Genomic DNA, 24,933 nt, shown 5'->3' on the forward strand with positions numbered 1-24,933 from the left:
ACCCATCCTTTCTTTCATGTTATATACTTTAATTTTAAATAGAAAAAGACACGTATGCAACGTGTCTTTTTAGTGTTATATGAAAATTATTCTGCGTCTTCTTCAGTTGCACCAATAACTTCTGGTTCAGCTGCTTCTGCGTCTGGATCAACATCTTCAGCTTCTTCAGTTGGTACTGATACTGAAATGATTGTTGTATCGCTTTCCATCATTACTTCAACACCTTCTGGAAGTGTGATGTCAGCTACAGTTAATGTATCTCCGATAGTTAAACCTTTAACATCAATTTCAAAGTATTGAGGGATTGAATCTGGTTTAGTTTCAACAGTAATTTCGTTTTCGATGATTTCAACGATACCTTCTTCTACTGTCTCTTCATTAACTACGTATAATGGAACTTCTACAGTTAATGTTTGGTCAGCTGAGATAGCTTCTAAATCAATACTGTACATTTCATCTTTCATTGCAGCACGTACATAATCTTTTAACCAAACTTTTTGAGTACCGTCATTAAATTCTAAATCGAATACTGCGTTTGTTCCCTCTGCTTTTAATAAACCTTCGAAGTCACGACGGTTAACTAATAATGATGTAGCTTCTACAGTTTTACTGTATAAAGATACTGGTACTTTCCCTTCAGCACGCGCTTTACGTGAAGCACTTGAGCCAGTTGTTTCTCTAAGTTCTGCTTTTAATTTCATAATTAAAACTCCTTATCTATAACTTATTTAATGCATTTCAAATAGTAATTTTCGCACATACGTTATGGTATCAAATTTTTCTCTAAAAAGCTAGATAAAAACGAATTTTTTTAATACAATGAGTAAAGATTAATTGCGTTGCAATAGAGAGGTAGGTTCAATGAGAAAAATATTAAGCTATTTTAAACCCTTTGATTATGTATTTATTATATTATCAATAGCCATTTCCTTTATCCCTAACATCATAACGAATGCTCATTTTAATGATTCTGGTGATGCCATTGCTATAGTAAAGATTCACGGTGAAGTCATTGATGAATTCCCTCTATCCGACGGAATGCAAATTGAAAAGACTTACTATCCTAACGAAGATCAATATAATATTGTAGAAATCAATAATCATCAAGCACGTATTAAAGAAGATAACAGTCCTGATCAAGTCGGCGTAAACACTGGCTGGATTGAACGCCCAGGCCAAACTGCCATTTGTTTGCCTCACGGATTTGTCTTAGAAATAACTGGAAAAATGGCTGAAGATGAATTGATATTGCCATTGTAGAAGTACTTATAACAAATCAATCAAACTAATATTATGGAGGTTTTTCAGTGTCAGAAGCAAAGTATAAACCAACTGGTGAGGATGTTCATGAGTTTATCGAATCAATTGATTCAAAACAAAAACAGATTGATTCTTATGTGTTGTTAGATTTATTTAAAGAAGTTACCGGAGAGGATCCGCAGATGTGGTATCCAAATATAATCGGTTTTGGTAATTATCATTATGTATATGATTCAGGGCGAGAAGGCGATGCCTCATACTTAGCTTTCTCACCAAGAAAAGCAAAATTCAGCTTATATCTTTCTACCGAATTTGAAAATAAAGATGATTTATTATCACAACTCGGAAAACACACTACTGGAAAGATGTGTATTTATGTAAATAAATTAGCTGATATTGATCTTAATATATTAAAAACTATGTTAGAAAATTCATTTGCACATACTTTAAATAAGTATCCTAAGTAAAAAAACAACCCCGATTTTGAATAATGTTGTGACCCCCGAAAATTAGTTTTAAACTCTAACTTTCGGGGGTCACATCATAATCGAGGTTGTTTGTTTATATAAATTGTAAAATAATTAATACACACACATACATACTTAAAAATAAGACGAAACTTTGAATGGCTTCTTTGAAAGCTATTGGTTGAGGTACTCTTTCAGTATACCTTTTAACGCTTTGGTAATGGAAGTACCCTACTCCTAAAGTAAGAATAGCCCACCAAGGTAACACCCCGGTGATAATATAAGTAAGCCATACTATCCAAGGTAAGATACTTAGCAGTTGATATAACTTTATCGCATTAGGCCTTCCAATATAATAAACTAAAGTCCAACGGTTATTCTGAATATCTGTGTCTAAGTCACGTGTATTATTTGCTAGCATAATGTTTGCAGTCAATAGTATTTGTGGCAAGCTAAACCATAAAATCGTCAAAATATCTAACCAACCAATGTTCAAGCTCAAATATGTCATTGTCCATTCACTTGATAACACCACTTCATATCTCGTCATAAAAACAGCTAAGAAAGTAATCCCAAATCCCATCGTTAAACTCGAAAAAATCTCTCCATATGGTGTTCGAGATATCGGTAATGGACCAAATGTATATATAATACCAATAAAATAAAGTGCCGCCCCAATAAATAAAAGCATTGGGTCTGTCAACCAAACTAGAGTCAAACTGAGTGCTAGTGAAATCGCTAATAGGACGAACACGATAATTACCATTGTTCTGTAATTCAACTTGTACTTCCCTATAACATTCTCTTCTTCTTTATATTCACTATCAATGGCTTTATGATAATCTAACGTATTATTAATAGCAGTCACAGTCATATCAAAAATTGTAGCGGCTAAGAAGAACACAATTGAATTCAACCAATTAAACTCTTTAAAATAATAGCTTGTCCATAAGAAACCAACCATCATCGGAAAGAAACTAGCAATTTTTGTTTGTATTTCAACAAACTCTAAAAAGATTTTTATATTTTTCTTATTCATCAGCGATGTAATACTCCTCATTTGTTAAATTAAAACTATTTTTGATACCTTCAGAAAGATGCACTCCACCGTCTTTATCAACATATGCAACTTCGAAGCCATCTTTTGAATTAATAAACTCAATTCCTTCGTCAATTCCCATTAAGAATAATGCTGTTGAATATGAATCTCCATCAAATGATGTAGGGGCAAATACTGTGACTCCTGATATTTCATTATCTAAGGGATAGCCTGTTCGAGGATCCATAATATGGTGATATTTTACCCCCTCTACTTCTAAGTACCGTTCATATATCCCACTCGTTACTATTGCGGCATTAATAACACGCTGTGTTCCGACAATTTCTCCGCGCACTTCATCTGGATCTTGAACACCTACATTCCACCCTTCGTCATTCGAGGGTGACGTTCCCATAACAACAACGTTACCACCAAGATTAATAATTGCAGTTGTAATATTATGTTCATTGAATATCTCTACAATTCCACTACCAATATATCCTTTGGAAATACCACCTAATTCAAGTGACATTCCTTCTTCCTCGAGCATAACAGTCATATTCTCTTCGTCTAAACGAATCTTTTCATAATCAATTAATTCAGTTGCTTCATTGATTTCTGACTCTTTTGGAACTCGCGCATCTTCACTACCAATCTGCCACAAGTTTGTTAAGGCGCCAATTGATATATCGAATAAACCATCACTTTCTTCAGCAATTTGAATTGATCGTTTAATTATTTCCATTGTTTCTGGATGAACTTCTACTGGTTCTATCCCTGCGCTTTCATTGATTTTGTACACATCAGATTCTTCTAAATTCGTCGAAAAACGCTCTTCCATCTCTGACATATAAGCAATCGCTTCTTGCATCACATCATCTACATTCTCATGATATACTTGCATCTGAACTACAGTATGTAACATCGTCTCTGTTATACTCGTGGGTTCTTCTACAACCGGTAAACCATCTTCAGTCATTGCTGTCGAAGTCGTTGGACTAGCACCTGTTGTAACATCTTCAGTATCATCATTCTTCGCACAGCCGAATAAAATCAGTGATGTGCTTAATATTAATATTTTCTTTATTACCTTTTTCATTAACCAGACTCCTAGCTATTTTAATTCCTTGTTCCTATTATACTATTCAAAGCACTTCTGTAAAAGTGAAAAAGTGAGCTAATTGAATCAATTAGCTCACTTTTTATTAATTTATGTAGTTGTAGATTATTACTCGTCTGATTCTTCTGATGATTCCTCTGAAGTTTCCTCCGAAGACTCTTCTTCGTTTGATTCTTCTTCACTTGTCTCTTCTGACGATTCTTCAGATTCGTCTGATTCTTCTTCAGTAGACTCATCTGATTCTTCACTAGATTCTTCCGTTGTAGCTTCTGTAGCTTTTAAGCTTGCTAACTTAGCTTCGTTTGTTGCTTCGGTTGCTAATGTAATGAATGTTGTAGAAAGTTCTTCTTGCCCTTCCACAGGTTCAACATCTTCAACATTTCCAGCTTCAACTAAAGCTGCTGCTAACTCGTCAGCAACGTCTTGATCTTCTGCTTCAAATGTAGCATCAGTAATTTCTCCGCCTTCAACTGTGATTGTTAAGTCTTCAGCAGTATATTCACCATCTGCTAATTCTAGTTCATCCACATTAACTTCTTCAGAATTACCTTGTGCAGCTAACTCTAATAAAACTTGTGTAGTGAATTGGAATGAAGTTGACGTTGAAGTCGCTCCAGTTACAACATCTACATCAGCTGATTGAGTTTCAACTAAAGCATCATTTAATTCTTGAGTTGCATCTGCAGACGATACTCCTGTAACTTCTTCCATTTGAGTGTTATATTCTTCATCTTCTGATTTTAAGTCGCCATCAGCATTTTCATAGTCAAAATTAGAGTCAGTAATTTCTCCATCTGCAACTGTGATTGTGTGCGTTACTGCCCAACCACGATCATCTGGGTTACCAACCACTGCGTAGTCACCATCCACTAATGCACCTGCTTCTGCTGATTCATCTGTTCCAACAACAGTAGCAGCATCGCTTGATTCTTCTGATGTATCTTCGTCTGCCGAATCGTCTGATTCTTCTGATGTCTCTTCATCTGCTGAATCGTCTGATTCTTCTGATGTTTCTTCATCTACTGAGTCATCTGATTCTTCTGATGTCTCTTCATCTGCTGAATCGTCTGATTCTTCTGATGTCTCTTCATCTGCTGAATCGTCTGATTCTTCTGATGTCTCTTCATCTGCTGAATCGTCTGATTCTTCTGATGTCTCTTCATCTGCTGAGTCATCTGATTCTTCTGATGTTTCTTCATCTGCTGAGTCATCTGATTCTTCTGATGTCTCTTCTACCGTAGTCTCTTCAGCTTCTTCTGATGTTTCTACTTCCTCAGTTGTTTCTTCTTCGACAACACTTGTGACTTCTGATTCTACAGTTTCTGGAGCTTCCTCTTCAGCCCCACATGCAGCAAGGATAAACATAGATCCTAATAATAGAGTACCTTTTAATAAGTTTTTCTTCATTTAAGTCATCTCCTTTTTTTGTAAGTGTTTACCTCTGTGTAACGAAGGCAAATTCTACTTAAAATCAGTTTATAATATATTCTTTTTTTTGTCTAGTAATGACACTAAAATTAGAAGTCTCTACTAGAAATTAATAAAATAATGTCTTTTATTTGTTTTTTATAATCGGAGTTACTTACTTTCTCTAAATATTTTAAGGCCTTTTTAACATAACGATCAATTAATATTTCTGTATCATCAAAAGCTCCAGTCTCTTCAACCATGACTGACAATTGTTCTAGTGACGCTTCATTCCAATTCTCAGTTTCATTAATATAATCTGAAACTAACTTACTCTTCTCCATTGCAAGTAGTAACGGAGCTGTGTAGATACCATTTTTAACATCTTGCATACTAGGTTTCCCAGACTTACTCTCTGGTAATGTAAAATCAATCAAATCATCTTGCAATTGAAAAGCAATGCCTAAGTAGGTACCCAATAACCTCACATTGTGTGCCTTTTTAACATCATTATTGGCTAAGTAATAGCCACCTGATGTAGACATTGCAAAAAGCATTGCTGTTTTACCCCGAATTTGCCTTATGTAATCAATCATCGTCATATTCTTATTATACGCATTAGCAAGTTGACGTAACTCTCCACTCATGATGTTTTCTAGTATCCAATCATTTTGTCGAGTTAATGTCACTTCGTCTTTTAATTCTGATACTAACCGCGCACTATAACTGAACAGATAATCTCCAGCATAAACAGCTATCTTATTGTTATATGTTATATGCATTGATTCAATCCCTCGACGTGATTGAGCTAGGTCAATCACATCATCATGAATTAATGTCGCTAAGTGCAGTAGTTCAATTCCTGCTGCATATTTAATTGCTTTATTATCAATGCTACCATTTTCCAAATAGAAGAACATTAATGACATTCCTGCACGTAGATATTTACCTGGAGCATCAATATATTCATTAATTTTTTCTTCTATCTCAGGAATGCGAATAGAAATACCTTCACGCATTGTCTTTTTTGTCTCATTTAAGGCTCTTTCTATTTCAGGATACTCACGCCAAATCTCATGTATCAATGTCTCTTTCTCCCATCTTAAGCATCTTCGCAAATATTAAAAAGCTAGGAATTAACAAAGATAGGTTTACTTTCTATCTGTTAAAATCCTAGCTTTCGATTTATCTAAATCTATTTCACTTATGCTATTGTATCTGTATAAATGTGTTTAGGTTTACCCCAAATCCATCCATCGAATAATTTACCTAACCATGGCATTACATAATAGTCTAATCCAAATGAACGACCTGCTCCAAGCATTAATGCAATTGCAACTGGGATGAACCACATATTAACCCATACAAACATTCCTGACAAGCAGAATGTTGCAACAAGGACAATTGTTAAGCCACTTACTAAGAATGTAAACAATCCAGCGATTAGAGCTAAACCAATACCTAATTCGACAATAGACATCATTTTTTGCATGAATAAAGCAATATCTTGATTTGGCATCATGAATTCCATAATAGTTGCAAACCAATTTGGCATCCCATCAAAAACTAACATTGGTTCTTCACCATAGACATAGTTTAAGCTGAATATCTGCTCAGCCACAGCAGCAACTTCTTCAGACTCAGCAACTGCTGAAGCTGCACTAGTTACATCTTCTTGTAGCCATGGGAATGGAAATACAACCGTATCTTCAAACCATGATTGCCCACCGAACATACCAAACGTCTTCTTCAACCCTTCTACTAGCCACATACCACCATAGAAAACACGTAATGGAACAGTCCACAAAATGTTTCCATGAGCTGATAAGTGTCCGCGGAAAATGTTGCGTTTGTGCTTAATTGTAAAGAATTCGTGACGAACATACAACCAAGCATAGTAGAAACTTCCAATACTTAAGAAGTAAATGACATTCGCAACATGTTTGATAAACATTGCGATAAATCCTTGTACACTGTACTTATTGTATAAGTAAGCTACACCGTAGGTTGAACCGATAGATACCATGTTCCCATCATATTTACCTTCAAATTCTTCTTTTTCAGTTCCACTGATTTCTGAAATAATGCTTGTTGCCGCTATATCACCAGTTTGTTCTGCCGCTTGAACGATTTGAGGAGTTGGCATGTTATTGTTGTTTGGATCTTCATAATACACCAAGTCTCCAGCAACAAATACGTCGTCATATCCTTTAGCTTGCATGTATTGATCAGCTACTAAACGACCAGCACGAGCTTGTTCAACGCCCCATTCACTAGCATCCGTATTCGCTTTAATACCTGCTGTCCAGATAGATGTATACGTATCAATTTTCTTACCTGAAGCTAATTCAATATGATTATCTGCGATTTTAGAAATCCCATCACCTAAAGTAATATCGATTCCTTTTTTGCGCATATAATTCATTGCACGTTCTTGTTCTTTTTCAGTTACAGTGTTTAAGATTTTTGGTGCTGCTTCAACTAGATGGAATGAAATCTCATCCGGATTTAGTTTGTGCTCTTTAGCCAGAATCGGTAACCACTCAACTAATTCACCAATCATCTCAACACCAGTGAATCCTCCTCCACATACTAAGAATGATAATAAAGCGCGGCGTTTAACTGGATCATGTTCACGAGCCGCCTTGTACACCATATCAATAATATGTTCACGTACGCGTTCTGCATCTTCCATTGACCATAATGTGAAGCCGTTATCTTTAACTCCTTCAATACCAAAGTCATTTGGCTCAGCACCTACTGCTAATACTAAATAATCAAATTTATAATTTCCATGCTCTCCAACAACAACATTATTGTCATGATCAATTTCAGAAACATCATCAGTTACTAACTTAACGTTACGTAATCGATGGAAAATACGGCGTAAGTCATACTTAATTGATTCTGGCTCTAGACGTCCACCAGCTATTTCATGTAATTCAGTCATGTATGTTAAATAAGAATGACGATCGATTAAAGTGATATTTACTGTTTTATCTTTTTTATATTTCTTACCTAATTTTCTTGCGGCAGCAACACCAGCAAAGCCAGCACCTACAACAACTATTTCTTTTGCCAATTGAATTCACATCCTATCAAATAATTTCGTTCATAGTATACCGTTAGAACATTGATTTTACAATGTCTTTTTTTTCTTTAATAATGTTTTCACAATACGTCTTATTACTTATATTATAACAACAAGCTTTATAGTTCAAGTTTTCACATACAAACTTTCGCGTAAATCTACCGATTATCATATTCCTGAGACCGCTATAATGCAAATAAACATCTTATGTATATTAGACTAATCCGTTAATTATGTTTTCACAAAGTCTACAATTAAATCCTAAACCCGCTTTTTGTGTTTGAAATCACAAGTAGCTTTATAAAAAAGCTCCACTACAAATTTTCATCAATTTATATTGGAGTATTATTCTAATCTTAGCGTCTGTTACTCTTTTCTGATTTAGGTAAAATAAGTGTTGCTTCAGGATAAGTAAAACGTGAGTCTTTGCGATATAATTGACGATAGTTTTCTATAATTGCATTTTGAGCGACATCTTTACCTTTAATTATGCTTGAAAAATATTTAGTATTCATTCTAAATCCTCCTGCTTTTGCTAGTTTAATACAATGTATAATTTACCATATAGGTCTGACGTCTTTCTTTAAAGTATAATAAGAATCCTCTACTCTTTTGATTAAATATTTTTATTACAAAATGTGATTTTCTTATATATGCTTATTATTTGCTCATTCTTTCCCATATATTGGCAAAGAAAAAAACAGCTGTAAAATACAGCTGTTCCTTTAAAACTTTTTAAAAATTACTCTGCTGACTCTTCAACTGGCTCTTCTTCAGTTGTTTCTTCCGCAGCCTCTTCTTCGGTCGCTTCTTCTTCTGTAGTTTCCTCTTCAGTCGTTTCCTCTGTTGATTCTTCAGAAGTTTCTTCTGCTGCAGCTTCATTGTTAGCATTTGCTAAATCAATTAAATCTTGTACAGCACCTTGAAGATCTTCGTCGTTAATTTCATAACCAGTATCTTGAATTAAGTTACCAATTACTCCATAAGCAAATTGGCTATCTGCAAAGCGAGAAGTAACATACTGCTCTTCAACTTCTTCACGGATATCTTCTAATGGTTGCTTTTCACCATTGTTAATAGTACGAATAACATGGAATCCATATTGTGATTCTACAGGAGTTTCTGTCATTACTCCGTTTTCAGAATTCTTAACAGCTTCTTCAAACTCGGGAACCATTTGACCAGCAGGGAATGGTTGTAATAAACCACCATTTTGAGCTGTTGAGTCCAATGATACCTCTTGAGCAACTGCGTCAAACTCTTCCCCATTGTTGATACGTTCAATCGCATCTAAAGCTTCTTCTTCAGTTTCAACTAAGATATGTTGAGCTTCCATTAATGGTGAATATTCGTTTTCGTAGTAGTTTGTAATTGCTTCGTCAGACATATCAATCTGACTTTCCACTACTTCTTGGAACATATTTCTAACAAAAATTTGGTAAGTGTATGTTTCAATATCACTTAAACCTTGGTAAGCAAGTAATTGTTGGAAGACTTCTTCTCCACCAGCTTCATCAATTTGAGCTTGAACTTCTTCTTCCGCTGCTGTTCTTAATGCTTCTGCATCAGATACATTTTGTTCTAGGACAGTTTCAAGGATGATCGTTCTCAATGTTGTATCGCCAGCGATAGCTTTCATCGATTCATATAATTCATCTTTTGTAATATCTTGTCCACCTACAGTTGCAATGACCTCGTCTGTTGATTCTTGTGCCATTACAGGTGCAATATTACCTAGTCCTGCAAGTAACAATGTTGATGTTAAAGCAACTAATGTCACTTTTTTTAGCGTTTTTTTCATAAAGTTTTTTGCTCCTAACTATTTTTAAATATGTACTATAATATATCATACATTTCATATTTGAACTCTATGTTAATATATTAGTCTAGAAAACTTCAAACATATTGCTTTAAGTTCATTTGATTCAGTTTTTAGTTATATTAATTTCTTCAGCTTGCTCTTCTAGATTTTCCGTCAAGTCTTCAATATGTTGTTGTATACGATTAATGCGTGGCGAAGTTTCTTCTTCGAAGTGTTGTAGGGAAGTTTGAATACCATCAGTAGCAGTCTTCACGCTTTCCATACCTTCTTGTGTTAGCTTTTGAACGGACACTCTCAAATTATCTATTTTATAACGAACATCGTTAACGTCATCCGTTGTTATTTCTATATAGTGTTTTAGATCTTCCCGCGTTTCTTTTCCACTTTTTGGTGCATTCATTAATCCAGCTAAGCCACCGAAGAACGCTCCCCAAAATAATCCTGATTTAAAACTAGCCATAAATATACACCTCTCTAATTTTCTTTAATATATGATCTAATTAATGCTGCTCGCTCATTAAATTCTTCTTGTGTATAGCTATCTTGATTATTACTAAATTCTATTGAAAATTTATCTTCTTCGCTGTATCGTGGTAAAAGATGCCAATGTGTATGAAATACAGATTGATAAGCTAATTCCCCATTATTATTGACAATATTCATACCTTTCATTTCTGGATACGCTGCTTTAATTGCATTCGCAACGTTTGGTAAACGTTTTGCAATCTCCACCGCAACAGATTCATCATATTCAAAAATGTTCTCCACATGCTTTTTTGGAACTACTAAAGTATGACCTGGTGTAGCTTGGGACATATCTAAAAATGCAACCACTTCATTATCTTCATATACTTTTGCTGATGGTATTTCACCATTTACTATCTTGCAGAAAATACAGTCTGTCATCTTAATCTTCCTCTCGTATATTACTTTCCTTGTTAATCATACTAGATTTAATTGAAATTACAAAAAATAATATATTAAAATAGAAATTAATTTCACAGTTTATTCATAAACTTTAATATTTTTAGTAAAAAGTTCAATATTTATTACCCGAAATCTTTACACACATATAGATTGTATATGATATACTTTTATCACAGTAGAAGTAAATGGAAAGTAGGTGGCTATTTTGCGCATCAAATTTGATGTCAACATGCGTAAATGTTTAACCGTTTTTTTAACAGTAATTTTATTAAGTATATATAATGAGCAAGTTATTCACGCCCAAGAAAATGATTTTGATCGTTCACAGGAATCAGAACTAGTCGAAACCTCTATGGATGAGGATTCCGATGATGTGGAAAACTCTGTGATTACTAATCCAGAATCTAATTTATCTTTTGAAGACTTTATCCCTTATGCAAATTTCACGAATTATCAATACCAAGGTGATCACGTGTACTTCGGTGCTCAAGATATTATTATGGAATATGCTCCAGATAATAATGGTATCTTCCAAGTAACATCTTTCAGTGGTCAAGAGGCAATCGCCTATGTTTATCAGATTCGTGAAACAGGTTTTTATGAATTAGCATCTTTTAATGACTATTATGTCGTAGAAGATTTGAGATACTCACCGGAAGCAAGTGACAACAGTGAATCGCTTGTTCTTTCAAGTGATTTATCAATTGGCTCAAGCTTTTCAAGTGGCTACAATAATGAAAATAGACGTACCGTATCTGAAGTGATTAATTCTTATGCAGTTGGAGGACAAACATTTAATGATGTTCTTCGGATTGAGGAACAAGCACAAGATGAGAGTGGCCCAGTCACTTATAATTACTATTTCGCACCTACAGTGGGTATAATTGTTGTAGAGCGAACTGGTACTGATGGTACGACTCAGCGTGTACTACAACTGATATCTGCACAAGGTTCAATTAACTAATTATAAAAAGAAGTCAGTGTCATGAGCTCATGACACTGACTTCTTTTTATTTTCTCATCATTTCTTATCAAAGAGCCAATTCTCTTGTTCCGTATTAGCTACTAATTCCTTATGATACATCTGTAATACTGTAATTCGCTCTAGAAGAAAATTACCCAAAAAGCCCACGACAAACCCAGCTAAAATTCCAGAAAATGATAGTACTGGTAAGTAATTCATAACCGAGAATGATCTGGCAAACAAAGCCGCAACACTTAGTTGCCCAACATTATGCATGACCCCACCAAGTACAGAAATACCAATAATACTTACTTTTTTGGGTCCTAATTTCTTCGAGAATAGCATCGCAAAGTAACTCAATAACCCTCCTGATAAACTATAAAAGAACGTCGATAAATTCCCTCCAATTAAAGCAGTTAATATGATACGTATAAAGACGACTTGTATACTTTTGGTAAAAGGTAAAGTAAATATAGCTATAACTGAAATTAGATTAGCTAAGCCTATTTTAGCACCTGGAGCGAAGGAAAGAGGTGAAGGTATTGCTCCTTCTAGAATACTTATGACTACTGCTTGTGCAGCAAGCATAGCAATATAAACCATAATTTGATAACGACTGCGTCTCATCTTACTCCTCCAATAAACACCTTTGATTATAATAACACCTAAAAGTTTTAACTCGATTAGTTATGACTATATAACTTAGTCACCTATTGTCATAGTATACACATATTTATTTATATTGTTAACCGTTGTATATAATTTAAACTGATAAAGTTAGCCATACACGAAAAAAGACACTTTCCAAAATGGGAAAGTGTCTTAAATCATTAATAAATCGAACGCCGCCAGAAGGAATCGAACCTTCATTATAAGAATCGGAATCTTATGTGATATCCATTACACTATGGCGGCCTAACTACTCTATTATATCTGTCTTCCCCTTACTTATCAAGATACAAAAAAAGAAGTAGTAAATTATATAACTACTTCTTTCTCTACTTAATTTTAATTTTACAGCGCTTGAATGACTGCTTCAGTAAATCCTTTCGTAGACATGCTACCTCCAAGATCACCTGTGTAGTTTGTTGAGTCGCTTAAAACAACGTCTAATGCGTTTCTTAATTGTTCAGCTGCGTCGCTCTCATTAATATGGTCCAACATCTGACATACGCCTAATAGAAGTGCTGTCGGATTCGCTACACCTTTTCCTGCAATATCAGGTGCAGATCCGTGCACAGCTTCGAATATCGAAATATCATTCCCAATATTAGCGCCTGGAACCAAACCTAGACCACCAATTAATCCAGCCATTAAGTCTGACAAGATATCACCGTATAAGTTTTCGGTAACGATAACATCGAATTGTCTTGGATTAATAACTAATTGCATAGCCATGTTATCAACTAAAATCTCTTTGAATAACATTGATGGGTATTCTTTCGCTACTTCACGGGCGACATTTAGAAATAGTCCGTCTGTTAATTTCATAATATTCGCTTTCGTAACCACTGTCACGCTCTCACGATTATTCTTCACTGCATACTCAAAAGCTTCACGCACTATACGCTCTGAGGCAGAACGAGTAATTATTTTTATACTGTGAGCTTCATCATCTGAAATTTGTTTCTCCACACCAGCATATAAATCTTCAGTATTCTCTCTAAAGAGTATAAGATCAAGCCCTTCGAACAACGAAGGAACTGTACCTAAGCTTTTTACTGGTCTAATGTTAGCATATAAGTCGTACTTTTTACGTAATGATACGTTGACACTTCTAAAACCTGTTCCAATGGGTGTCATAATTGGCCCTTTTAAAACAACTTTATTCTTTTCAATACTTTCATACACTTCATTAGGTATCAACTCACCAGAGTTATTATAAACTGCTTCTCCAGCCTCAACAACATCCCACTGAATGCCTAAGTCTAATGCATCAACTATACTCCGTGCACTTTCAGTTATTTCGGGACCAATCCCGTCACCTGGTATTAATGTAATATTCACACTAATTGCTCCCTTCGTTTTCTAGATATTATTATTTATAGAGATATTGGCATAACACCTGTAAATGCTCCAACTATAACAAAAATAATAAAGATTCCTAGTGACACAACCAAACCTTTTTTCTGCCACTCGCCCCACTCTACTCCCGTCATACCTAATAATACGTAAGCGAAAGGTACTAATGGACTGAATAAGTGGAATGCTTGCCCCATTAATGAAGCAAATGTTAATTCTAAATTTGTAAACCCATAAGCAGTTCCCGCTTCTCCTAAGATCGGCATCATACCATAATAAAAGGCATCGTTATGTAAGAAGTAAGTACCAGGAGCTGATATTAGAGCAACGATAATTCCAAAGAAGCGACTCAAGCTTTCTGGTACCACAGCAATTAAACTTGATGCAATCCCATCATTCATACCTGTAGCCTGTAGTATTCCCATGAATACCCCCGCACCAAACACAGTCATAACAACTTGATTCGCTTCACTAGCGTTATTATCAATTCGTGCTTTTTGAAGAGACATCGAACCATAGTTAACAAGTAAAGCAATCACTGTCCCAACCATAAAAATAATAGCAGATGGCACAACGTTTGCAATTAGTAAACCAATTGCCACAAAAACAATAATAGCATTTATCCAAACATTTTTAGGTCGACGAATTTCAAGTGTTTCTTCATCTTCAATTACCATTAATTTCTCTAAATCATTAGATGATAAATTTACTACTCCTAGACGCTTACGTTCACCACGTCCAATAACATAAGCAACAATAAACATGTAAATCACACCGGCAATCATCATTGGTGTTAATCCTCGCATAACCTCAGCTTCATCTACATTCATAACAGCAATCGCACGTGCTGTTGGCCCACCCCATGGTAGTAAGTTGATTATTGAATGTGATGTCATAGTTAGTACAGCTAAATCTAACATCTTTAAATTTAATCGTTTGTATATCGGTACAAAAGCCGTACAAACAATAATCATTGTTGTTGTTCCATCACCATTCAATGAAACTGCTGCAGTTAAAGCTACAGTAGCTAACATCACTTTCAATGGATCCCCTTTAGCAAAGCGAATCATTGCATTGGACAATGGATCGAATAGCCCCGCATCAATCATAATAGTAAACATATAAATTGCAAAAAATAACATAATACCTGTCTGCGCAGTAGTCATCAGACCATCCATCGCAGCTTGTCCAATATCAATATTCCATAGACCAAGCAGTTGGCCCACTATCGCCCATATAATTGGTAGAAAAACTAACCCAACAAATGGCGAGATTTTTTTCCACATGATTAAAATCATGAAAACAATTATTAACGAATATCCCATCGTAGCAACCATTTAAACACCTCTTTATTTCATGTTAATTTTAGATGAAGAAATTGTGATTATAACATCTAATTTTAATTATTATTTAATTATATATAACTTACTTAATTTTGACAAGCTCGCTCTTGTTTTTACTTATAACTTCTAGTTAAAAATGTATTATTCATCCTATTCTTATTGAATAATATTACTTTATCAAATTATATATATTTTTATATGTGCTTAATTTACGTAAAAAAATATGATACGCAGTAGAAAGTATTATAACTCTCTACTGCGTATCATCATAAAAGGATTTAGTCTAATAGTGCTTCAAACTCAGATAATCTTTGTTCAAATACATCTAATGTTTGTTCAATATAATCAGATTGGGTCATATCTAGACCAGCGGTCTTCATAGTATCAATCGCGTATTGACTTTTACCTGATTTTAGGAAGCCTAAATAACTACTCAATGCTTCAGAATCACCTTCTGCAATACGATCAGCAAAAGCAGTCGCTGCAGCAAAACCAGTTGCATACTGAAAAACATAGTAATTCATGTAGAAGTGAGGTATACGACTCCACTCGTTCTTAATTTCTGAATCTGAATTCACAGAAGGTCCGTAATATTTAGCGTTTAATTCTTTATAACTTTCTGAAAGAAACTCAGCTGTTAAAGGCTGTCCTTTCGCATCTTGATCATGCATAAAGTGCTCAAACTCTGCAAACTGTGTTTGACGGAAAACTGTTCCTTTTAATCCATCTAAGAAATGATTAAGAACATAACGTTGAACTTCTTTATCTTCATACGTTTTCAACAGATAATTCGTTAATAAGTTTTCGTTCGTTGTTGATGCAATTTCTGCCAAGAATATTGAATAACTTCCATATTCATAAGGTTGATTCTCGTGTGTTAGATAGCTATGAGCACTATGGCCTAGTTCATGAACTAATGTATATAATGAATTAATGGTATCTTGCCAATTTAATAAAATATAAGGTTTACTATCGTAAGTTCCTGATGAATAAGCTCCACTACGTTTACCTTTATTCTCATAAACATCAATCCACTGGTCATCAAAAGCATTCTGAATAATTTCTAAATATTCTTTACCTAAAGGTTTAAGAGCTTTTAATGTGATTTCTTTCGCATCTTCATAAGTAAAGGTAATTGGAGGTTCTCCAAGTAATGGTGTGTACATATCGTACATTTCTAAATCAGTAATATTCAGTAATGTTTTACGCAAATCTACATAACGGTGTAATAAGTTAAGACGCGTACTTACAGTATCTAATAATGTGTCGTAGACTGATTCTGGAATATTATTCTTGAATAAGGCAGCTGCTCGCGCTGACTCGAACCCTCTTACTTTAGCGTAGTAATTATGAGTTTTAATTTCAGTTGTTAATGTTTGAGCTAATGTATTCTCAAATTGTTTATAAACTGAATAGAATCCTTCAAACGTATCTTTTCTCACACGTCTGTCAGTACTTTCTAACAATTTACCATATAAACCATGAGTCAATTGAACTTGGTTACCTTCAGCATCTTTAACTGTAGGAAATTGAAAGTCAGCATTATTTAAGTAACCAAAAATACGTGTTGCTCCACCAAAGACCTCGCTAGCACTTGCTAATAAAAGTTCTTGTTCTGGCGGTAATACGTGTTCACGATTACGTGCAATATCGTCAATAAATTGCCCTAATTCTTGAAGTCTATCGTTTTTAGCAATCATTTCTTGAAGCTGATTTTCTTCTATTGCTAGTAACTCTGGTCGGAAATATGAAGTAACTTGACTATATTTAGAATAAAGTTGATCAGTTCGCGCATTCATTTTTTGATATATCGGATTTGTTTGATCTTGATCATTTTTCAAATGTGCATACACACCTAAGTTAGAAACTTCACGTCCTAAATCTAATAAAGTATCAATGGCTTCACTAAGTGTTTCTGCATTTTCATCAAGCTTACCTTGGTAAGATGTGATCTTATCTAAATTCTTTTCGGCCTTAACATAACCATCTTCAAATTCTTGATCTGACGCAAATAATGGCGTTAAATCCCATTGATCTTTCGCATCAATTTGTTCTCTTGCTTTTACTTTTGATTCTGTCATCGTTATCCCCCTTGTTAAAAATCATAAGACTAGTGTATCATATGCCGTTTTTCTAAACCAATTTGATGAATTAATTTTTTACAATCCATATGTGTTTACTTTTCATTTCGATTATTCCCTTTCTCATAAACAATACTAGAATCGACATTGATAAGATTGAATATACATCTTCATGAATGAGTGGCGTATCAGCTAATTGGATTTCAGTACATGTTCTAATTTTTTCAGTAAATTCCTCAGTATTGAATGTGCCATTCATCTGTTTAAGCAATGTCAATATCCATGAAAAAACTAACCAACTTGGTGTTTTTGTTATTAATATTTGCCACTCATCTATAAATACCCACTTTGGCAACTCAGCCAAAATTGTACCATGTTGATATAATAGGTATATATTCTGTCGATATGTTTCACTGTTCGTTATGCTGTTTAGCTGACGGAAATATTGTTTTTCTTTAGTTTTTGAACTTGATACTCTAATTATTTTGCTATGACTATTCTTTGCTCTATTAATTTTCTGAAAATCTTCTAAAGTTACTCTTCTTTCTTTATATTCAATATTATCCTTTTTGAATATTACAGGTAAGTTATGTTGAATAACAATCTCCTTACTGTGTAAATCCAATAGCTTAAGATGAAATCCGTCATCTGCACAGTAATTTAACATTGTCTGTATCCATCTTTGGTTTATCTGTAACTTTTTAGTTGCATGGTAATCAATTAGCCAATGAACTTGATCAACCTCTTGTTCATAATTATAATTCCTCAAATATACTTCATGTGCCGGTATAATTGAACGCTGAAATTCAAATATTATTGTGTTTATACTATGTCCCGTTGTTTTAACAAAAACGTCCGCATGTTGGTTAATCTGTGAAAAAAAGAACTCCGATTGAACATATTGATTATCGACACTTTGTAACTCACTTAAAATTATCTCTTTACCAAGTAAATGTTCCTCTGTTTCAAGAGGCTTTATCCGTGACTCGTTATGATTACATTTTGTAAGATGGCTAAAAAATGACTTTCCCCTATGACTAACTTTAAAAAATACACGTTGTGAACAGTGTGGACAATAGAACTCTGTTGTACTTGTATACTTTGATTTAACTTCACTTGCGTAAATTAATTCACCTTCTGTTGATACAGCGACTAACATATTATCATTCCTCCTTCATGTATAAATACACAAAAAAAGGCTGTTTCCATTATTAAATTTTTGTTAAAAAAAAGAGCTAACCAGATAAATCCAGTTGGCTCTTTAATATAGTCTTAGAAATTCTCTCCAAAATATTTCAAAGCATCTTTACTTCTTAACACTTCACCGTGTTCTTGGAGTACTGACTCAGTCACTTTGACTTTCTCACCATATTCAAGCATTGTTAATAGTTTATTGTATGCATACTCCTCAACAATTGAAGAATCGACAAAATCAATTACTAAGAAATAATTTGAATTCATATGATAAAGATCAGCATGAATTAAATCGGTAGTTACTTCTCGTGATAAATTAAGAAAATCCTCTAAGTTAGCGAATTTTATAATTTCACCTTCAACAGATTGTTTGATTTCAGCATCTTTGTTCTTATCTTGGTTATCAAATAAATCTAAAATTGTTTTTTCTGATTTATTCTCATCTTGGTTTGATTTTTTATCATTCATTTTTCGTTTACGCTCTATGAGATGTTTTGTTAATTCATCTTCCCATATTTCATCCATTTCATCAAAATTTGTTCGGCTTATATATAATTCTAAACCATTTTGATTAGGCATTACTTGGAAAGTGACAGCTTCTGAGCCTTGAAAATGCTTATCAACATCTACCTCTTCTAATATCGAGTAGAAAAAGCTCTCAATACTCGATTGATCACCTATCAAATCTAAAAAGTCTATTCCACGCTCTTCCAAATCTTCCTGTCGTATTAACACCTTAATTAAATTTTCATTAATGTGTTCCATTTCCATATCCGTACACCTCCTCAAATCTACTTACCTCTATTATACGAGTTATCTATCAATATACAACTCAATAGTGTGACGTTATCATACCAATCAGAATGTCATGTTTCAAGTAAAAGAAACAAAAAAAAGACCGATTATGAGATAATCGGTCATAGTTATAATTATAGGTTTTACTCGTTAACCAATGCGCGTGCTTTTTGTAACTCTAATGCACGAACTGCTCGTGGTAAGAAACGACGAATTTCGTCTTCGTTATATCCAATTTGTAGTCGTTTATCATCAATGATAATCGGACGACGTAATAGCCCAGGCTTTTCTTGGATCATACCAAAGAAATCATTTAAAGGAATTTCACTTAATTCTACATCTAATTCAGAATATGCTTTTGAACGTGTAGAGACAATATCCTCTGTTCCGTTTTCTGTCATACGTAAAATTGACTTAATTTCTGTAGTTGATAATGGCTCAGTAAAAATATTACGCTCCTCGTAAGGAATTTCATTTTCTTCTAACCATGTGCGAGCTTTTCGACATGAAGTACAGCTTGGAGTGATGTATAAAGTAACCATAATATAGTTGCTCCTTTCAATTTAAGACAAAGTTTATATTAAACTTTGCGGCCCCTGTTTAGTACACTAGCAGCTCTTTTGTGAAAAAATAAATTGATACAAAGACAATAAAATTACACTTTATTTCTAATGTGTTTTCACAATTTGTATCGCTTTATGTTTATCATTATAGCATTTCTAAATGATAAAATCAATTTTATTTCTAATGTTGTCTTATCGTATTATTAAGTTTTTAACAACAATTCACAAAGTCGAACTATGATTAATATGATAGGCCTTACAACTTATTAATTATTTTTATTTTTGTCCTTTTTCAATAAGTACGTTATAATAATTCTATAATTTAAGAAATATTTAACATTTGAAATGAGGCTATTTTATGAAAGAAAAAGTTTTTTCGGGAGTTCAACCTTCTGGGATACCAACAATTGGAAATTATATAGGTGCAATGAAAGGGTTCGTTGATTTACAAAATTCTTATGATGCTATTTATTCTGTGGTAAACCAACATGCAATCACAGTCCCACAAGATCCTAAACTTTTAAAACAAATGACCCGTCAACTTGCTGCATTGTACTTAGCCATCGGAATTGATCCAAATAAAGCTATATTATTCGTTCAATCTGATGTCCCTGCTCATGCACAAATCGCTTGGATTATCCAGTGTATGACTGGTTTAGGTGAATTAGAACGTATGACTCAATTTAAGGACAAGGCAACAAAACAAGAAGCAGTCAATGCTGGATTACTTGCTTATCCTACATTAATGGTAGGTGATATCGTCTTATATGATGCTAAGTTCGTACCAGTTGGTGACGATCAGAAACAACATTTAGAATTAACACGTAATTTTGTAGACCGTTTTAACTCACGCTTTGGTGACAACTTATTAGTGAAACCAGAACCACTTATTCCTGAAGAAGGCGGACGTATTATGAGTCTGCAAGACCCTACGAGCAAGATGAGTAAGTCTGATACTAATACGAAATCGTTCGTATCAATGTTAGATACTCCAAAACAAATTACTAAAAAAATCAAGAGTGCTGTGACTGATTCACTAGGTACAGTTAACTATGACAAAGAAAATCAACCTGCTATCGCAAATTTACTCCAAATATATGCAAGTTTCAGTGGTAAATCAATTGATTCAATTGTTGCTGACTATAGTGGACAAGGTTACGGAAACTTTAAAGGTGATTTAGCTGATCTTGTTGTTTCTAATCTTGAACCTATTCAAGATCGCTACGAAACTTTATTGACGAGCTCTGATTTAGATGACATCTTACATGATGGTGCTAAAAAAGCTTCGGTTATTGCAGAAACTACATTAGCTCGTGTTGAGAAAGCAATCGGTCTTACTTATTAACTTTCTTATATTACTAACTATGAAACAATACGTTCGATTGATTTAAATCCAATCGAACGTATTGTTTTATTTTCTAATTACCTATTTATACTTCCTTTTTTGTAATATCTTTATAACGATAAGAACCTTTACTATTACTCAAATTTTCATTATAATCAGTAACATTATATTTAGTTAACTCTATTTCTTGAATTTTTCTGAAAAACGAGTAATATTAAGTTAATTAAAATCTACATTAGGAGAATAAAAACATGAAAATTGGCGCGCGGGTCTTAAAAACAGGACTAGCGATTTCACTTGCGACATACTTATCCATGCTACTCATTCCAGATAATAGTGCAGCTTTAGCTGCGATTGCCGCAGTAACAACAACGATGCCCTCTGTAAAAAAGTCTTTCGATATGTTTACTCGTCGATTAGTCGGTAATATTATCGGTGGTCTCGTGGCTGTATTTATGTTATTTGCAATAGGTAGTAATCCAGTTGCAATTGGTATTGCTGCTGTAGTAACAATTGCAGTTTTAAATGCCTTAGGTTTGTCTGATGTTTTATCTTTAGCAGTCATCACTGTGGTAGCAGTGATGTTGTCTTCACTTGATAATTACTACCTAGCTGCCCTATACCGTGTCTTAGAAACAACGATTGGGGTAATTGTATCTTTTATCATTAATTGGTTAGTGTACCCACCTCAACATGATAAACCCTTCTATTCAACTTTAGTCAATCTAACAAACGAAGTCTTAATATTTATCCGAGCTACTTTAAGAAAGAATGTAACCTTTTCAATTTTACATCGAGATATTCAGTGGGCCAGAAAAGAATATTCGTCTTTAACTAATTTGTTTGATTTGATGAACAATGAAGTGACATTTTCAAAATCTGAACGAATGGGTAAAGCTAGACGTTTAGTGATATACCGTCAGATGATAAAAACTACTAAAACTGTCATCGATTTATTGGACGCACTTCATTCCAATGATCATGTATTCCAAAGTTTCCCAGTTGATTTGCGCATTATGCTTCGTGAGCATATCGAAACACTAATGGTAGGTCATGAACAAATCCTTCTTAAATTCAGTGGTCGCGTTTCAGCGAGTGAAGTAAATTATATTCACTCTCAAAAAGACTTTAAATTAGAATTTATGAAGCGATTCTTTGATCAAGCTTGGGATGAGTTGGAAGCTGATAGTAGTTATGAAAATGATAGTAACGGTGTTATTCATATTATGTCAGCTACTTACAATTACGAAGAATCTCTGATTAAGCTGAATAATATTATTAGAATCTATAAAGAACGTTACATTGAATACCATGATGAAGATGAACAACTTGGTAATGAACATTTCTAAACTATTTACATTCCATTTAAATAAAGAGCCATATATAAATTAGATCAAGCTAATTTATATATGGCTCTTTATTTATTTAACTGACTTAAAATACAATAACTGGCATACCATATTCAACTAATTCAAATACTTGCCCCATCATACCCGGCGGTGTGTTAATACATCCTAGTGATCCCGCAGTTTGATAAGCATTTCCTCCGAACGAAGATTGCCATCCAGCATCATGAATACCTTGCGCTTGGTCATCAAATGCAATCCAATACGAAACCGGCTGAACGTAATCTTGTTCTGTAATTGTATTGTATCCAACTAAATCTGTATCTCGTTCCATATTCCAGACTTGATACGCTCCAGGAACTGTTTCAGCACCAATGATTCCTGAAACAATTGGTGTATCGAGCACAAGTTGTCCATCCCTATAAATGAACATCATTTGGTAAGCTATATCCACTTCGACATAATTTTCACCAATATAGTCCCCCATACCATAGCCACTACCACCAATGACCGGTTCTCTAGTAACTTGAGCACCATTATGAATATCTTCAACAATTAAAGCCGCTTCATCATAACGATCAATAAACCATCCATAAGTTCCTGGTTGAACCTGTACTTCACCTTGGTATGTACTATTAAACCATCGTGGTAAGAATAAACCTGCATACTGTTCATTTAAGGATAAAATATATTCTTCAACTGCTTCTTGATCCACTTGTGGGTTATTTTCCTCATCCAGATAAATCCAAGATACAATTTGATCTTGAGGTATCTTCACTGAATTCCCATCAATTTCTAAAGTGATCGATGTACCTTTCATTGTTTCAATAGTATCTGCTCGTTGAATCAGGCTGTCACTTTCAGTTAATTCCTTAGGTTTAACATAAGCCTCTTCAATATTTAACTGTCCGCTCCCTTTACCAATTGTCTGAATAATAGCTTGAGTTAACGTTTCTTTTGTTACTTGATTTCCATATTCTTCTTGAGAAATATTAATAGTACCATCAGAACTCTTCACTAACATAGCATCGACCGTTGGATCTCGATCGTCATTATTAATTCCTAAACTAGGAACAAGCCCTGCCACAATATCTTCATTGATTTGAATTTGATCTTGTATATTAACAATTTTTTCCCCAGTAAAGAACGCAAATGGCCATATCCAGCCGTTCTGATTATCCAATGACTGAGACATCAACTCATTCACTTCAGCACTTATATCTAGTTGATTTAATTCTATATACCCGATATTATTTTCATTTTCGTTAAAAATCAAAGTACTTGCTTCAATATCTTCTTCTACGGCCTCAGCAGCTCTTTGTGATGTCATCTGACTAACTTCAACAGGCCCTGCATAAGTACTCGGTAAAAAATGTGAATTGAAGTAAAAAGCACCAACAAAATAAATCAGTAAAGTTAAAAGAATTACAATCGCAATAATGACATATCGCTTAGGAAATTGTCTAATTTTATCCAATAAATCCACCTCCTGTATATATTGGATATTATGATTCTGATGCAACTTGGTCTAATACATTTTTAAAGACCTCTACAGGTTGAGCACCTGAAACTGCATATTGATTATTAAATACAAAGAAAGGAACGCCTTGAACTCCAATTGAGCCCGCAGTGGAAATATCTCGTTGAACTTCTTGATGATTCACTTGGTTATCATTTAAAATAGATTTGACCTCATCCAGATTCAGTCCTACTTCAACACTTAACATTTCGATTGTCTCACTATCTTCAAGATTCAATCCATCTACAAAGTGAGCTTTATAGAAACGAGTAAAATACTCATTACCTAAGCCTTTTACTTTAGCGTATTGAAATACTCGGTGTGCGTTCAATGTATTAGCGTACTTTGCATTGTCATAATTAATTGGCAAATCAACTTCTTTAGCCATGTTTTTAACACTTTCCATCATTTGTTGAACTTTCTCATTCGGCATTCCTTTTAATTGTGAAAAAGTCTCGTAATAGTTTAAGTCTGGATTATGCTTTCCAGTAGGATCTAATTGAAAACTATTATATTCTACAGTTACATCATCTTTTCCTTCAAATATATCTAGTGCTTGCCTCAAGTGCTCTTCCGCTATGTAGCAGAACGGACAAACAAAATCAGACCAAATTGTAATTTTCATAGT

General features: G+C 34.1%; 24 protein-coding genes and 1 tRNA gene. 5 read left to right on the plus strand and 20 right to left on the minus strand.

Features of this window, described 5'->3' with window-relative positions:
- Nucleotides 1-86 precede the first annotated feature (86 nt).
- The gene (locus HYQ40_02915; GenBank protein MBZ6526713.1) at nucleotides 87-701 is read right to left on the minus strand and encodes a 50S ribosomal protein L25; all 615 of its coding nucleotides are present in this window, start codon (nucleotides 699-701) and stop codon (nucleotides 87-89) included.
- 160 nt (nucleotides 702-861) lie between these two features.
- Between HYQ40_02915 and HYQ40_02920 the strand changes: the two genes are divergently transcribed.
- Entirely contained in the window at nucleotides 862-1,260 is a 399-nt protein-coding gene (locus tag HYQ40_02920) for a NusG domain II-containing protein (protein ID MBZ6526714.1), read from the plus strand.
- 47 nt (nucleotides 1,261-1,307) lie between these two features.
- Complete coding sequence (locus HYQ40_02925; GenBank protein ID MBZ6526715.1) at nucleotides 1,308-1,727, plus strand: DUF1801 domain-containing protein; 420 nt, start codon at nucleotides 1,308-1,310, stop codon at nucleotides 1,725-1,727.
- Nucleotides 1,728-1,821: 94 nt separating this feature from the next.
- On the opposite strand, the gene HYQ40_02930 is transcribed toward HYQ40_02925, so the two are convergent.
- The 9 genes from HYQ40_02930 to HYQ40_02970 all read right to left on the minus strand — a co-directional run bounded on the left by HYQ40_02930 (nucleotide 1,822) and on the right by HYQ40_02970 (nucleotide 11,112).
- A complete protein-coding gene (locus tag HYQ40_02930) occupies nucleotides 1,822-2,787 on the minus strand; it encodes a UbiA family prenyltransferase (GenBank protein ID MBZ6526716.1) in 966 nt (321 codons plus the stop codon).
- Nucleotides 2,759-3,865, minus strand: coding sequence for an FAD:protein FMN transferase (locus HYQ40_02935; GenBank protein ID MBZ6526717.1), 1,107 nt, complete (start codon nucleotides 3,863-3,865; stop codon nucleotides 2,759-2,761). The genes HYQ40_02930 and HYQ40_02935 overlap by 29 nt, the downstream gene beginning before the upstream one ends.
- Nucleotides 3,866-3,994: 129 nt before the next feature.
- The gene (locus HYQ40_02940; protein ID MBZ6526718.1) at nucleotides 3,995-5,293 is read right to left on the minus strand and encodes an FMN-binding protein; all 1,299 of its coding nucleotides are present in this window, start codon (nucleotides 5,291-5,293) and stop codon (nucleotides 3,995-3,997) included.
- A 110-nt stretch (nucleotides 5,294-5,403) separates the two neighbouring features.
- The gene (locus HYQ40_02945; protein MBZ6526719.1) at nucleotides 5,404-6,378 is read right to left on the minus strand and encodes a polyprenyl synthetase family protein; all 975 of its coding nucleotides are present in this window, start codon (nucleotides 6,376-6,378) and stop codon (nucleotides 5,404-5,406) included.
- 119 nt (nucleotides 6,379-6,497) lie between these two features.
- Entirely contained in the window at nucleotides 6,498-8,375 is a 1,878-nt protein-coding gene (locus HYQ40_02950; GenBank protein MBZ6526720.1) for an FAD-dependent oxidoreductase, read from the minus strand.
- A gap of 365 nt (nucleotides 8,376-8,740) precedes the next feature.
- The gene (locus HYQ40_02955; GenBank protein ID MBZ6526721.1) at nucleotides 8,741-8,899 is read right to left on the minus strand and encodes a hypothetical protein; all 159 of its coding nucleotides are present in this window, start codon (nucleotides 8,897-8,899) and stop codon (nucleotides 8,741-8,743) included.
- A gap of 227 nt (nucleotides 8,900-9,126) precedes the next feature.
- The gene (locus HYQ40_02960) at nucleotides 9,127-10,185 is read right to left on the minus strand and encodes a peptidylprolyl isomerase (protein MBZ6526722.1); all 1,059 of its coding nucleotides are present in this window, start codon (nucleotides 10,183-10,185) and stop codon (nucleotides 9,127-9,129) included.
- A 124-nt stretch (nucleotides 10,186-10,309) separates the two neighbouring features.
- Entirely contained in the window at nucleotides 10,310-10,666 is a 357-nt protein-coding gene (locus HYQ40_02965; GenBank protein ID MBZ6526723.1) for a YtxH domain-containing protein, read from the minus strand.
- A 14-nt stretch (nucleotides 10,667-10,680) separates the two neighbouring features.
- Complete coding sequence (locus HYQ40_02970; GenBank protein ID MBZ6526724.1) at nucleotides 10,681-11,112, minus strand: HIT family protein; 432 nt, start codon at nucleotides 11,110-11,112, stop codon at nucleotides 10,681-10,683.
- Between the two features lie 226 nt (nucleotides 11,113-11,338).
- On the opposite strand from HYQ40_02970, the gene HYQ40_02975 reads away from it, so the two are divergent.
- Nucleotides 11,339-12,097: a hypothetical protein gene (locus HYQ40_02975; GenBank protein MBZ6526725.1), complete on the plus strand. Its 759-nt coding sequence runs from the start codon at nucleotides 11,339-11,341 to the stop codon at nucleotides 12,095-12,097.
- 57 nt (nucleotides 12,098-12,154) lie between these two features.
- Here HYQ40_02975 and HYQ40_02980 read toward each other — a convergent pair whose 3' ends face one another.
- From HYQ40_02980 to spxA, 8 genes are all read right to left on the minus strand, one after another.
- On the minus strand, nucleotides 12,155-12,724 hold the full coding sequence (locus tag HYQ40_02980) for a Gx transporter family protein (GenBank protein MBZ6526726.1): 570 nt from the start codon (nucleotides 12,722-12,724) through the stop codon (nucleotides 12,155-12,157).
- Between the two features lie 216 nt (nucleotides 12,725-12,940).
- Nucleotides 12,941-13,012: transfer RNA gene (locus tag HYQ40_02985), tRNA-Arg, on the minus strand.
- Between the two features lie 99 nt (nucleotides 13,013-13,111).
- Entirely contained in the window at nucleotides 13,112-14,104 is a 993-nt protein-coding gene (locus HYQ40_02990) for an NAD-dependent isocitrate dehydrogenase (GenBank protein MBZ6526727.1), read from the minus strand.
- Between the two features lie 35 nt (nucleotides 14,105-14,139).
- Nucleotides 14,140-15,456, minus strand: a complete 1,317-nt coding sequence (locus tag HYQ40_02995) for a citrate transporter (protein MBZ6526728.1) — start codon at nucleotides 15,454-15,456, stop codon at nucleotides 14,140-14,142.
- 284 nt (nucleotides 15,457-15,740) lie between these two features.
- Entirely contained in the window at nucleotides 15,741-17,543 is a 1,803-nt protein-coding gene (pepF, locus tag HYQ40_03000) for an oligoendopeptidase F (protein ID MBZ6526729.1), read from the minus strand.
- 70 nt (nucleotides 17,544-17,613) lie between these two features.
- The gene (locus tag HYQ40_03005) at nucleotides 17,614-18,702 is read right to left on the minus strand and encodes a hypothetical protein (GenBank protein MBZ6526730.1); all 1,089 of its coding nucleotides are present in this window, start codon (nucleotides 18,700-18,702) and stop codon (nucleotides 17,614-17,616) included.
- Nucleotides 18,703-18,815: 113 nt separating this feature from the next.
- Nucleotides 18,816-19,508 carry an adaptor protein MecA gene (locus HYQ40_03010; GenBank protein ID MBZ6526731.1) on the minus strand — a complete coding sequence of 231 codons (693 nt, stop codon included), beginning with the start codon at nucleotides 19,506-19,508 and terminating at the stop codon, nucleotides 18,816-18,818.
- 167 nt (nucleotides 19,509-19,675) lie between these two features.
- Nucleotides 19,676-20,074, minus strand: coding sequence for a transcriptional regulator Spx (gene spxA / locus HYQ40_03015; GenBank protein MBZ6526732.1), 399 nt, complete (start codon nucleotides 20,072-20,074; stop codon nucleotides 19,676-19,678).
- A gap of 379 nt (nucleotides 20,075-20,453) precedes the next feature.
- Between spxA and trpS the strand changes: the two genes are divergently transcribed.
- Together trpS and HYQ40_03025 are read left to right on the plus strand one after the other, a co-directional pair.
- Nucleotides 20,454-21,440 (plus strand): tryptophan--tRNA ligase, encoded by a 987-nt coding sequence (gene trpS, locus HYQ40_03020; protein MBZ6526733.1) that lies wholly within the window; start codon nucleotides 20,454-20,456, stop codon nucleotides 21,438-21,440.
- A gap of 251 nt (nucleotides 21,441-21,691) precedes the next feature.
- Nucleotides 21,692-22,789 carry an aromatic acid exporter family protein gene (locus HYQ40_03025; GenBank protein MBZ6526734.1) on the plus strand — a complete coding sequence of 366 codons (1,098 nt, stop codon included), beginning with the start codon at nucleotides 21,692-21,694 and terminating at the stop codon, nucleotides 22,787-22,789.
- Nucleotides 22,790-22,874: 85 nt separating this feature from the next.
- Here HYQ40_03025 and HYQ40_03030 read toward each other — a convergent pair whose 3' ends face one another.
- Together HYQ40_03030 and HYQ40_03035 are read right to left on the minus strand one after the other, a co-directional pair.
- The gene (locus HYQ40_03030; GenBank protein MBZ6526735.1) at nucleotides 22,875-24,263 is read right to left on the minus strand and encodes a peptidoglycan binding domain-containing protein; all 1,389 of its coding nucleotides are present in this window, start codon (nucleotides 24,261-24,263) and stop codon (nucleotides 22,875-22,877) included.
- A gap of 28 nt (nucleotides 24,264-24,291) precedes the next feature.
- On the minus strand, nucleotides 24,292-24,930 hold the full coding sequence (locus HYQ40_03035) for a DsbA family oxidoreductase (protein ID MBZ6526736.1): 639 nt from the start codon (nucleotides 24,928-24,930) through the stop codon (nucleotides 24,292-24,294).
- Nucleotides 24,931-24,933: the final 3 nt, after the last annotated feature.

This window comes from Aerococcaceae bacterium DSM 111021, assembly GCA_020112395.1.
Taxonomy (GTDB): domain Bacteria; phylum Bacillota; class Bacilli; order Lactobacillales; family Aerococcaceae; genus Ruoffia.